Annotated in this window: 12 protein-coding genes; 7 read left to right on the top strand and 5 right to left on the bottom strand. The window is 71.0% G+C overall.

The window, feature by feature from the left end; genetic code table 11:
- Positions 1 to 146: 146 nt before the first annotated feature.
- The 3 genes from serB to glgC are packed head-to-tail and all read right to left on the bottom strand — an operon-like array spanning position 147 to position 3,476.
- Positions 147 to 1,400, bottom strand: a complete 1,254-nt coding sequence (gene serB / locus BCF74_RS16535; RefSeq protein WP_106299035.1) for a phosphoserine phosphatase SerB — start codon at positions 1,398 to 1,400, stop codon at positions 147 to 149.
- Positions 1,401 to 1,410: 10 nt separating this feature from the next.
- Entirely contained in the window at positions 1,411 to 2,226 is an 816-nt protein-coding gene (locus BCF74_RS16540) for an LLM class F420-dependent oxidoreductase (RefSeq protein ID WP_106299036.1), read from the bottom strand.
- Positions 2,223 to 3,476, bottom strand: a complete 1,254-nt coding sequence (gene glgC / locus BCF74_RS16545) for a glucose-1-phosphate adenylyltransferase (protein ID WP_106299037.1) — start codon at positions 3,474 to 3,476, stop codon at positions 2,223 to 2,225. The genes BCF74_RS16540 and glgC overlap by 4 nt, the downstream gene beginning before the upstream one ends.
- 79 nt (positions 3,477 to 3,555) lie before the next feature.
- Here glgC and glgA point away from each other — a divergent pair, with 79 nt between their 5' ends.
- Complete coding sequence (glgA, locus tag BCF74_RS16550) at positions 3,556 to 4,746, top strand: glycogen synthase (protein ID WP_106299046.1); 1,191 nt, start codon at positions 3,556 to 3,558, stop codon at positions 4,744 to 4,746.
- Here the strand turns inward: glgA and BCF74_RS16555 are convergent.
- Positions 4,725 to 5,294: an ATP-binding protein gene (locus BCF74_RS16555; RefSeq protein WP_106299038.1), complete on the bottom strand. Its 570-nt coding sequence runs from the start codon at positions 5,292 to 5,294 to the stop codon at positions 4,725 to 4,727. The genes glgA and BCF74_RS16555 overlap by 22 nt on opposite strands.
- Positions 5,291 to 6,073, bottom strand: a complete 783-nt coding sequence (locus BCF74_RS16560) for a hypothetical protein (protein ID WP_106299039.1) — start codon at positions 6,071 to 6,073, stop codon at positions 5,291 to 5,293. The genes BCF74_RS16555 and BCF74_RS16560 overlap by 4 nt, the downstream gene beginning before the upstream one ends.
- A 43-nt stretch (positions 6,074 to 6,116) precedes the next feature.
- Between BCF74_RS16560 and BCF74_RS16565 the strand changes: the two genes are divergently transcribed.
- The 6 genes from BCF74_RS16565 (at position 6,117) to BCF74_RS16590 (ending at position 11,473) form a co-directional block, all read left to right on the top strand.
- On the top strand, positions 6,117 to 6,905 hold the full coding sequence (locus tag BCF74_RS16565; RefSeq protein ID WP_106299040.1) for an ABC transporter ATP-binding protein: 789 nt from the start codon (positions 6,117 to 6,119) through the stop codon (positions 6,903 to 6,905).
- A 178-nt stretch (positions 6,906 to 7,083) separates the two neighbouring features.
- Positions 7,084 to 7,536, top strand: coding sequence for an NfeD family protein (locus tag BCF74_RS16570; protein WP_106299041.1), 453 nt, complete (start codon positions 7,084 to 7,086; stop codon positions 7,534 to 7,536).
- Positions 7,537 to 7,643: 107 nt separating this feature from the next.
- On the top strand, positions 7,644 to 8,900 hold the full coding sequence (locus tag BCF74_RS16575; protein WP_106299042.1) for an SPFH domain-containing protein: 1,257 nt from the start codon (positions 7,644 to 7,646) through the stop codon (positions 8,898 to 8,900).
- Position 8,901: 1 nt separating this feature from the next.
- A complete protein-coding gene (locus BCF74_RS16580; RefSeq protein ID WP_106299043.1) occupies positions 8,902 to 9,810 on the top strand; it encodes a sulfite exporter TauE/SafE family protein in 909 nt (302 codons plus the stop codon).
- Between the two features lie 79 nt (positions 9,811 to 9,889).
- Complete coding sequence (locus BCF74_RS16585; protein ID WP_106299044.1) at positions 9,890 to 10,612, top strand: sulfite exporter TauE/SafE family protein; 723 nt, start codon at positions 9,890 to 9,892, stop codon at positions 10,610 to 10,612.
- 51 nt (positions 10,613 to 10,663) lie between these two features.
- Entirely contained in the window at positions 10,664 to 11,473 is an 810-nt protein-coding gene (locus BCF74_RS16590) for a TrmH family RNA methyltransferase (protein WP_106299045.1), read from the top strand.
- Positions 11,474 to 11,781: the final 308 nt, after the last annotated feature.

An 11,781-nucleotide genomic window follows, 5' to 3' on the forward strand; every position in this document is an offset into this window, starting at 1 on the left:
AAGCGTCCAATTGGGTGAGTTCGGGACGGGAGCGGCGCCACACGGCATACCTGACCGCCTGTCCCCAAGCGTCCAATTGGGTGAGTTCGGGACGGTGCCCAAGCGTCCAATTGGGTGAGTTCGGGACGATGCGACCCTGGTGTCGGTCAGGCGTGGTCGACGGCGGGAGAGGGAGTCGGCGTGCCGTCGGCGTCGTCGGCCTCCTCGACCTCCTCGCGGGTGATGCCGAGCAGGTGCAGCACGGCATCGAGGTAGGGCACGGTGACCGAGGTGTCGGCCTGCTCGCGCACCAGCGGCTTGGCGTTGAACGCGATGCCGAGCCCGGCGGCTGCGAGCATGTCGAGGTCGTTGGCACCGTCGCCGATGGCGACCGTGCGGGCGAGCGGAAGTCGTTCCGCCTCGGCGAACTCGCGCAGCGCACTCGCCTTGCCCTGCCGGTCGACGATGTCGCCGAGGACCCGTCCGGTGAGGCGGCCGTCCTCGACCTCGAGCCGGTTCGCGCGGGCGTGGTCGATGTCGAGCTCGTCGGCGATGGGCTGGACGATCTCGATGAAGCCGCCGGAGACGAGGGCGACGGTGAACCCGAGCCGCTTGAGGGTGCGCACGAGCGTGCGAGCGCCGGGCGTGAGCCGCACGGCAGCACGCACGTCATCGAGGACCGACACGTCGAGACCGGCGAGTGTCGCGACGCGCGCGTGCAGGCTCTCGGCGAAGTCGAGCTCGCCGGCCATCGCGCGCTCGGTCACGGCGGCGACCTCGGCCTCGCGTCCCGCATGGCGCGCCAGTAGCTCGATGACCTCGTCCTGGATGAGGGTGGAGTCGACGTCCATGACGACGAGGCGCCGCCCGCGGCGGGCCAGCCCGGCGGGAGCCACCGCGATGTCGACCTCCTCCGCCGCGGAGACGAGGGCGAGCTCCCGACGCAGCGAGTCGAGCTGCGCACCGCTGACGTCGAGCTCGAGCGTCGTCACGGGATAGCGCGACAGCCGGCGGATCCGGTCGATGTTGGCCCCGTGGCTGGCAACCGTCCGCGACACCGCGGCGACCGCGGACGCGCGCAGCGGTGCCCCGAGCACGACGACCGCGGCGCGGCCGGTGCGGCGCTCCTTGTTGTCGCCGCGTCCGTCCTGGACCGTGATGCTGAGGTCGAGGTCCTCCGCGACCCGGCCGACGGCCTCGCGCACGTCCGAGGAGTGCCCGGCCGGCCGCACGAGCACGCCCAGTGTGAGCTGGCCGCGCACGACGACCTGCTCGAGGTCGAGCACGACCGCACCGGTGGGGGCGATCGCGTTGAAGAGCGCGCTCGTCACGCCCGGACGGTCGGCACCGGTCACGGTGACGAGGAGCGTGGGGGACTGGTCCGGCGTGCCGGGGGCGGGCTGGGCAGGCTGCGAGGTCACGCGACCAAGGCTAGGCGGGGAGCGAGTCCCGCCATCCGAGCAGGTCACGGACCGGACCGAGGTCCGGCGACGGGCCGTCCAGCCCGGTCGTGAACAGCCGCGTGCCCACGTCGTACAGCGACTGCGCCGACGCGGCGTAGTCGGAGACCGTCTCGGCCATGCGCCCCGGTGTCGGGCTCACCCCGGCCGAGCGCTCGATCGTTGACGGGTCGCGGCCGACCTTGGCGCACCACTCGTCGAGCACGGAGTGCTTGTGGGCGATCGTCTCGGCGTCGCCGAAGCCGTGCCAGATGTCGGCCTGCTCGGCCACGATGCGCAGCGTCTTGCGCTCACCACCGCCACCGACGAGCACGGGGATGTCGCGGGTCGGCGCCGGGTTGAGCCTGCTCCACCGCTCCTTGATCCGCGGCAGGTCCCGGTCGAGGGCGTCAAGGCGGCCGCCGGCCGTGCCGAACTCGTAGCCGTACTCGTCGTAGTCGCGCGCGAACCAGCCGGACCCGATGCCGAGGATGAGCCGGCCCTCGCCGCCACGGGCCGAGATGTGGTCGACCGTGCGCGCCATGTCGGCGAGCAGGTCGGGGTTGCGGTAGGAGTTGCACGTCACGAGGGCGCCGAACTCGACCCGTTCGGTGGCCTCGGCCCATGCCGCGAGCATCGTCCAGCACTCGAAGTGCAGCCCGTCCGCGTCGCCGCTCAGCGGGAAGAAGTGGTCCCAGTTGAAGAGCACGTCGACGCCCAGCTCCTCGAGCTCGGCGGCGAGCCGGCGGATCTCGGCATACGTCTTGTGCTGTGGCTGGATCTGCACGCCGATCCGCGCGTCGCTCACTGCTGGACCACCGTGCCCTTGCCGATGACGGTGATGCCCGAGTCGGTCACCGTGAACCCGCGGGCGAGGTCGTACTCGCGGTCGTAGCCGACCTGGGTGCCCTCCGGCAGCCTGACGCTCTTGTCGATGATCGCCCGGCGCACCTTGCAGTAGCGGCCGATCTCGACGCCGTCGAGCAGGACGCTGTCGTCGACCTCGGTGTAGCTGTGCACGCGCACGTCGGGGGAGACGACGGAGCCCTGCACCCGCGCGCCGCTGATGATGACGCCGGGGGAGACCATGGAGTTCAGCGCCTCACCGAACCGGCCCGACGACCCGTGGACGAACTTCGCCGGCGGGTAGGGGCCGTACGTCGTGTACAGCGGCCAGTCGAAGTTGTAGAGGCTGAAGATCGGGTGGATCGAGATGAGGTCCATGTGGGCGTCGAAGTACGAGTCCAGGGTCCCGACGTCGCGCCAGTAGCCCTGGTCGCGCTCGGTGCCACCGGGGATGACGTTCTTCTTGAAGTCATAGGTGTAGGCCGAGCCCTGCTCGACGAGCGCCGGGACGATGTCGCCGCCCATGTCGTGCTTGCTGTCCTCCAGCTCGTGGTCGGCCGTGACCGCCTCCTGCAGGACATCGGCGTCGAAGACGTAGTTGCCCATCGACGCGAGGATCTTGTCGGGGGAGTCGGGCAGGCCGTCGGGGTCGGTCGGCTTCTCGCGGAACGCCTTGATCCGCGTGTGGTCGTCGTCGTGGACCTCGATGACACCGAACTGGTCGGACATCGAGATCGGCTGGCGGATGGCCGCGACGGTCACGCCGGCACCGGACTCGAGGTGCTGGTCGACCATCTGGGAGAAGTCCATGCGGTAGACGTGGTCGGCGCCGACGACGACGACGATGTCCGGCCGCTCGTCGGTGATGGTGTTGAGGCTCTGGAAGATCGCGTCGGCACTGCCGAGGTACCACGACTTGCCCACGCGCTGCTGGGCCGGGATCGGCGCGACGTAGTTGCCGAGCATCGTCGACATCCGCCACGTCTTCGTCACGTGCCGGTCGAGGCTGTGCGACTTGTACTGCGTCAGCACGACGATCTTGAGGTAGCCGGAGTTCACGACGTTCGACAGGGCGAAGTCGATGAGTCGGTAGATCCCCCCGAACGGCACCGCCGGCTTGGCCCGCTCGGCCGTGAGTGGCATGAGCCTTTTGCCCTCGCCACCTGCGAGGACGATGACGAGCACCTTCGGTCCACCGCTGCGGTATGCCATGGTCCCAACCTAATGGAGTGAGCTCACCGATGTGACCGGGATCTCTCCGTATGCCGTCCGCGCGACTATCGTCGTTCGCGTGCGAGTCGACATCCTCACCAAGGAGTATCCACCCCACATCTACGGCGGCGCGGGAGTCCACGTCGCCGAGCTGGTGCGTGCCCTGCGCGACCGGGGCGACATCGACGTCCGGGTGCGCGCCTTCGGCCCACCCCGTGGGGAGGACGGCACGAACGGCTACGCCGACCTTGACGCCCTCGCCGACGCCAACGCGGCCCTGCAGACGATGGGCGTCGACCTCACCATGGCGGCGGACTGCGACGGAGCCGACCTCGTCCACTCGCACACCTGGTACGCGAACCTCGCCGGACACCTCGCGAGCCTGCTGAACGGCATACCGCACATCGTCACCGCGCACAGCCTCGAGCCGATGCGCCCGTGGAAGGCCGAACAGCTCGGCGGCGGATACCGCGTCTCCTCGTGGATCGAGCGGACGGCCTACGAGAACGCCGCCGCCGTCATCGCGGTGAGCGAGGGCATGCGCAAGGACGTCCTGCGCAGCTACCCGAGCATCGACGAAGGCAAGGTCAAGGTCGTCCACAACGGCATCGACAGCGAGCTGTGGAAGCGGGTCGACGACCCCGACACGGTGCGCCGGCAGGGCGTCGACCCCGACCGCCCGAGCGTCATCTTCGTCGGGCGCATCACCCGGCAGAAGGGCCTGCCCTACCTGCTGCGCGCGGCGGCCGAGCTCCCGCAGGAGGTGCAGCTCGTCCTGCTCGCCGGTGCCCCCGACACCCCCGAGATCAAGGCCGAGGTCGAGGACCTCATCGCAGGGCTGCGCAAGACCCGTGACGGGGTCGTGTGGGTGCCCGAGATGCTGCCTCGCAACGAGGTCATCGCATTGCTCTCTGCCGCAACGGTTTTCGTGTGCCCGTCGGTCTATGAGCCGCTCGGGATCGTCAACCTCGAGGCGATGGCGTGTGACCTGCCCGTCGTCGCCACGGCCACCGGCGGCATCCCCGAGGTCGTCGTCGACGGCGAGACCGGATGGCTCGTCCCCATCGAGCAGGTGCAGGACGGCACCGGCACGCCGGTCGACCCCGATCGCTTCGTCGGCGACCTCGCGGCCGCGCTCGTCGAGGCCGTCTCCGACCCCGACCGCGCCGCTCGGTTCGGCGAGGCGGGACGGCGCCGGGCCGTGGAGTCGTTCTCCTGGGCGCGGATCGGGGACGAGACGCTCGCGGTCTACCGCGACGTACTGGGCTGACCCGGAGACGGTTCACTCGTCAGGACGGCCTCGACCAGCTCGTTGACTGGCTGGCCACTGTCCAGCCGCAGCACGGGGCAGTCCAGCCCCGCCAGCCACCTCTCGTGCATCGCACGGCTGCGACCGTCGAATGTCGGGTCCTCGTAGCCGGCGGCCCAGCCGAGGAACTCCTCGTGAGCGCCCGCGAGGTCACCGCCCGGGTCGATGCGCGCGCCGTAGCGCACCCGCTCGCGCGCCGTGAGCCGCCCCAGCCGGGCGTCGTTGCCGAGCGACAGGAACACCACGAGGTCGAAGTGGGGCGCGACCTCGTCGCCCCACCCGACGAGAGTTCCCGACAGCACCCACGCGTCGCGGTCGAGGAAGAGCTCACGCATGAGCCGCACCCGGTCGGCCTCGGGGCGCTTCGTCGTGTACGGCGGCGTCGTCGGCATCCAGAAGTAGTCGTCGGTGTCGGCATGCGGCACCGACCACGCTTGGGCCAGCGCCCGCCCCAGCGTCGTCGTCCCGGAACCGCTGGCACCGGTGATATGGACCCGGCCGCGGTTCACCGGGAGGTCCGTGGGTGTGCGATTGCGCTCACGGCGGCGTTCGTCGCGTCGGCGAGGGCGCGGTCCGCGGCGCGAGCCAGGGCGCGCAGCAGGTCGAGCCGCTGTGTCGACGTGAACGCGTCCGGACCGTCGTGCGGGCCGTCGATGCCTGCCGCTGCAGCCGTCCCGATCGTCGCGGCGAAGGTGATGGCTCGCAGCGTCTGACCCGGGATGTCGTCGGGCAGCGCCCACGCCGACGGCCGTGGCACGGCCTCGCGGGCGGCCGCGGCGTGGAAGGGCCGTCCGCCGAGCTCGTCGAGCCGGTGCGTCGTCTCGAGGACGACGTCGGTGAGCAGCCGGGTCGTCTCCCGGGGGTCGAGCGCCTCGACCCGGTGCGTCGGCACCGGTTCGCAGTCGTATGCCGTCCAGTCGACGCGGGTGCCCGCGTCCGGTCCCGTGGTGCCTTCGCTCTCGATGACCGAGGGTGCCCCGAACGTCGACCACTCCGGCACGAGCAGGGCTCCGAGGCCGGGCGCGACGAGGCACTCCTCGGCGTCGGTGGCGGCGGCCACGGCGTCGGGTGCCGCGCGCGGCATACCGGCAAGGTCGCCACTCGTGGGCAGCGCGACGAGGACGGTCCGCTCACCGAGGTCGCGCCACAGGTCGAGGGTGCGGATCCCGCCACCGACCGCGTCGACGTCCGGCAGTGCGGACGTCACGGCGTCGTCGATGGTGCCGCCCGAGCGCCAGGCCGCGGTCACCCAGAGGGCGAGCCGGACGGAGGCGGGCAGCTCGGGCATGGCGTCATCGTAGGCAGGAGCACGTCAACTAGGGTTTCGACCCATGAGCGATGTGCTGGCACTGGCGGGCGTCAGCGTCGTCCGTGGCGGCGCGACCCTGCTCGACGACGTGTCCTGGGAGGTCGAGGAGGGGCAGCGCTGGGTCGTCCTCGGGCCCAACGGCGCCGGCAAGACGACCCTTCTCCAGCTCGCATCTGGGCGCATGCACCCGACCCGTGGCGTCGCCGGTGTCCTCGGCGAGGTGCTCGGCGCGGTCGACGTCTTCGAGCTGAGGCCCCGCATCGGCCTCGCATCCGCGTCGCTCGCCGAGCGCATCCCCGGCGGTGAGCGCGTCGGCGACGTCGTCGTCACCGCGTCCTACGGTGTCGTTGGCCGCTGGCGTGAGGACTACGACGGTCTCGACCACGCCCGGGCCGGGGAACTGCTCGACGCACTCGGTGCGGCGCACCTCGTCGACCGGACCTTCGGCACCCTCTCGGAGGGGGAGCGCAAGCGGGTCCAGATCGCGCGCGCCCTCATGACGGATCCCGAGCTCATGCTCCTCGACGAGCCCGCCGCCGGCCTCGACCTCGGCGGCCGCGAGGACCTCGTCGCGCGCCTCGGCGACATCGCCGGCGACGTCATGGCCCCGGCACTCGTTCTCGTGACGCACCACGTCGAGGAGATCCCGCCGAACTTCACCGACGTGCTGCTGCTGCGCGAGGGGCGCGTCGTCGCCCAGGGCCCCGTCGAGATCACCCTCACCGCGGAGAACCTCTCGGCGACCTTCGGGCTGCCGCTCGAGCTCGAGCAGCGCGGCGCGCGGTATGCCGCGTGGTCCCGCGGCGCCTGACCATCACGTCGTCGCGCTCGGCCCCACTCGGTCCCGCAGGTCCAGGCGGCTCAGGTCACGTTCTCGTCGAGGATGGGTGACCTCCGGGACACCGCGCAGGGCGGCCTGACAGGATGGGTGTCCCCACCCGGCGGTGGGTGGGAACCGCGGGCTCCGGCCGGCACGAAAGGGGAACATCATGGAGTGGCTCACCGACAACCCGTGGGTGGCGTGGGTGGGCGTCGCCCTGATCCTCGCCGCGATCGAGGCGGCCACGGTCGACTTCGTCTTCGTCATGCTCGCCGGAGGCGCCCTCGCCGGCGGCCTCGCGGCCGCTCTCGGCGGCAACGTCACCGTCCAGGTGATCGTGGCCATTGTCGTCGCCGCACTGCTGCTCTTCGTCGTGCGACCCATCGTCAAGCGCAAGTTCACCGACGGCGTCACCGACCACAACATCGGCGCGGCCGGGCTCGTGGGCCGGCAGGCGCGCGTGCTGCAGACCGTCACCGACACCGACGGCCGCATCAAGCTCGCCGGTGAGACCTGGTCGGCACGCATCGCCGAGGGCGCGCAGCCGCTACGACCCGGCGATGACGCGGTCGTCATCGCAATCCAGGGCGCAACGGCCTTCGTCGCGGCCGACCCCCACTGACGGCGCTGACCGCGCTGGCGCCCACACGGCATACGGCCACACACGGCATACGGCCACACACGGCATACATCCGAACGTCCTGATCCGAGAACGAAAGCAGGGAGAACATGGTCGAGCTCGTCATCCTGGGGCTGCTGCTCCTCTTCGCCGTCATCGTCATCGTCAGGACGGTGCGGATCGTCCCGCAGCAGACCTCGCTCATCATCGAGCGGCTCGGCCGCTACTCGCGCACGCTCGAAGGCGGCATCCACTTCCTCGTCCCCTTCGTCGACAAGGTGCGCGCCAACATCGACCTGCGTGAGCAGGTCGTCTCCTTCCCGCCGCAGCCGGTGATCACGAGCGACAACCTCGTCGTCAACATCGACACGGTCATCTACTACTCGGTCATCGACGCCAAGTCCGCGGTCTACGAGATCGCGAACTTCATCCAGGGCATCGAGCAGCTCACCGTCACCACGCTCCGCAACGTCATCGGCTCGCTCGACCTCGAGCAGACGCTGACCTCGCGTGACCAGATCAACGGCCAGCTGCGCGGCGTCCTCGACGAGGCGACCGGCAAGTGGGGCATCCGCGTCAACCGCGTCGAGCTCAAGGCGATCGACCCGCCCATGTCGGTGCAGGAGTCGATGGAGAAGCAGATGAAGGCCGAGCGTGACCGCCGCGCCGCCATCCTCAATGCCGAGGGCGTCAAGCAGTCCCAGATCCTCACGGCCGAGGGTGAGAAGCAGTCGCAGATCCTCCGTGCCGAGGGTTCGGCCCAGGCCCGCGTCCTCGAAGCGCAGGGTCAGGCGCGCGCCATCCAGCAGGTGTTCGACGCCATCCACCGCGGCAAGCCGACGCAGAAGCTGCTCGCCTACCAGTACCTCCAGGTGCTCCCGCAGATCGCCCGCGGCGACTCCAACAAGATGTGGATCGTCCCGAGCGAGCTCACCGACGCCCTCAAGGGCATCGGCGGGTCGCTCGGCCGCGGCGGCGACGGCGGCGGGCTCGGGTTCGACGACGGCGACATCGAGGAGAACTGGGAGCCGTCGGACGACGCGAAGAACCCGTTCGAGGAGACCCAGCTCGAGGACCCCGCCCAGGCTCTCGCCGAGGCCCGCGACCAGGCGGGGGTCGCCTCCCGCGAGGCGTCGCAGCACGCCACCCCGCCGGCCCGCCAGCAGCCGCCGCTGTCGCCGCAGGGCGACCCCGTGCCGCCGCGCCAGCCGCGTCCCGAGCAGCTCCCTGGTCAGGGTGGCGTGCCCGGTCAGGGTGGCGTGCCCGGACAGGGTGGCGTGCCCGGACAGCCGGGGATCGAGGGCCAACCGCCCGTGACACCACCGGTGGACGACGACACCACGCGTCGCCCGCCGTCCGAGAGCTGAGGTGGGTGCCGCCGAAGCGGCGCTCATCCTGATCGCCGGCATCGCGGCCGGGACCATCAACACCATCGTCGGGTCGGGGACCTTGGTGACCTTCCCGACGCTGCTCTTCCTCGGGTACCCGCCCGTCACCGCCAACGTGTCCAACACGGTCGGTCTGGTGGCGGGCGGGATCACCGGGTCCTGGGGCTACCGCCACGAGCTGGGCGGGGCCCGGGGAATCCTGCTGCGTTGGGCACCGATGTCCCTGCTGGGCGGTATCGTCGGCGCGCTGCTGCTGCTCGTGCTCGACCCCGCAGCGTTCAAGGCGATCGTCCCGGTCCTCATCGGGATCGGTGTCCTGCTCGTCGCGTTCGGGCCACGGATCACAGCGTGGACCAACGCCCACCGCGGCGACGAACCTGCAGAGGAAGGCTCCGCCGGCCGGAGCCCTGCGAACGCAGAGCCCATGGAGGAAGGCTCCAACGGCCGGGGCCTTGCCGACGAGGTGACCGTCCCCGGGGATGCGGGTTCGCGCGGCGCCACCGCCGCGATCGGGCAACACTCCCGCGGTCGGGCGCTGCTGCTGCTCGCGCTGATCTTCGCGACAGCGGTGTACGGCGGCTACTTCGGCGCGGCGCAGGGCGTCATCCTCATGGGAGTCTTCACGACGCTCACCTCCGACGGGCTGCAACGGCTCAACGGCCTCAAGAACGTCCTGTCAACGATCGTCAACGCCGTCGCCGCCCTGACCTTCATCATCGTGGCGCCCGACCAGGTCGACTGGCTCGTTGCGGCACTCATCGGCGCGGGCGCCCTCATCGGCGGGGTCGTCGGGTCGCGCGTCGGTCGCCGCCTCCCGCCGCGGGTCCTGCGCGCCGTCATCATCACCATCGGCATCGTCGCCATCGTGCGGATGATCTGGTTCTCGTGAGGCACCCGGTCCCCGTCCCGCCACACCTCCTCGTCGCGATCCGCCCGAGGGAGCTCGACACCACCACCGGGCGGCCGGCGTGATCGACTGGGTCCCCGTCCTCCTGCTCGGGCTGGCGCTCGGCGCCGGGGCGTTCGTGCAGTCCGGCATCGGCTTCGGCATGTCGATCGTCGCGGCGCCGTTCATCGTCGTCGTCGCGCCGGACCTCATCCCCGGGGCGCTGCTCGTCACGAGCTTCACGTTGCCGATCGTCCAGCTGTCCCTCGCGCCGGTGGACATCGCGTGGCGGTCCCTGTCGTGGGCGCTGCTCGGCCGGACGATGCTCACCCCACTCGGGGTCGCGGTCGTCGCCCTCCTGTCAGTGAGAGCCATCTCGGTCATCGTCGCGGTGCTCATCCTCGTCACCGTCGCCGCGTCACTCACGACGATCGAGCTGCGCCAGACGCCCGCGACCACGTGGGCTGCCGGGGCGCTCGCCGGAGTCTCCGGGACGGCCACGAGCATCGGGGGTCCGTTCCTCGCGCTTGTCATGCAGCACGAGAAGCCGGAGCGGCTGCGCTCCACGCTCGCGGCGTTCTTCCTCGTCGGCTCCGCGATCTCGGCAGCCATGCTCGCCGTCGCCGGCGAGTACTCCCGGCAGCAGTTCCTCTCCGGTCTCGTGTGGCTGCCCTTCATCCTCATCGGGTATGCCGCCGCCGCGCCGCTGCGTTCCCGGCTCGACAAGGAGCGACTCCGCCGGGCACTCCTCGTGTTCTGCGTCGCCGCGAGCATCAGCGTCATCGGCCGCGCGCTCTTCCTCTGACCCGCAGGCTCTGACCCGCAGGCTCTGACCCGCATGCTCTAGCCTCTGCGCGTGCCCATCCGGATCAGCGACCCCAGCGACGCGCGCGTCCACGACTACGTCGGACTCACCGATGTCGCGCTGCGTCGGCGCTCCGAGCCCGAGCAGGGCCTCTACATCGCCGAGTCGGAGAAGGTCATCCGCCGCGCACTGGCCGCCGGTCACCAGCCGCGCTCCTTCCTCATGGCCGAGCGCTGGCTCACCGACCTCGAGGACCTCGTGACGCAGGCCGAGGCGGACGGCACACCCGTCTACGTCGCCGATCATGACGTCATTGAGGGCTTCACCGGCTTCCACCTGCACCGGGGCGCCCTGGCCTCCATGGAGCGCCCCGAGCTGCGACCGGTCGCCGACGTCGTCCGCGGAGCCCGGCGCGTGCTCGTCATCGAGGACGTCGTCGACCACACGAATGTCGGTGCCGTCTTCCGCAGCGCTGCCGCCCTCGGCATGGACGCGGTCCTGGTCACGCCTCGCTGCGCGGACCCGCTCTACCGTCGCGCCATCCGTGTCTCGATGGGCACCGTCTTCCAGGTCCCGTGGACGCGGATCGACCCGTGGCCCTCGGGCATGGACCTGTTGCGCGACGACGGGTTCCGCGTGGCGGCACTCGCACTGGCCGACGACGCCGTGAGTCTCGACGTCCTCGCGGCCGATCCACCGGACCGGCTCGCCCTCGTCCTCGGCACCGAGGGTGACGGTCTGAGCCGTCGCACCGTCGAGGGCGCCGACGTCGTCGTCACCATCCCAATGGCCGGGGGAGTGGACTCCCTCAACGTCGCCGCCGCCGGAGCCGTCGCCGCCTGGGCCCTGCGCCGCCCCTGACCCGATCTGACCCACGCACCCGACCTACGCACCCGACCCCACGCACCCGACCCCACGCACCCGACCCCACGCACCCGACCCCACGCACCCGACCTGCCCACCCCGGACACGCTGCGCGGCGCTCTGATCTTGCGTCGTCCTTTGGGCCACCGCCGGGCGCACGGGAACGGTCTCGCGTGCATGGACAGGCACGCTCCGCGCCGGGCCGGCTGCTCCCGTGTCGGGACACACTTCTCCCGTGGATGGCAGGTCATGGTCGTCGGCGGAAGAAGACACACTTCTTCCCCGCGGCATCGGTGGTGATGGTG

This window comes from Knoellia remsis, from assembly GCF_003002895.1.
Lineage (GTDB): Bacteria > Actinomycetota > Actinomycetes > Actinomycetales > Dermatophilaceae > Knoellia > Knoellia remsis.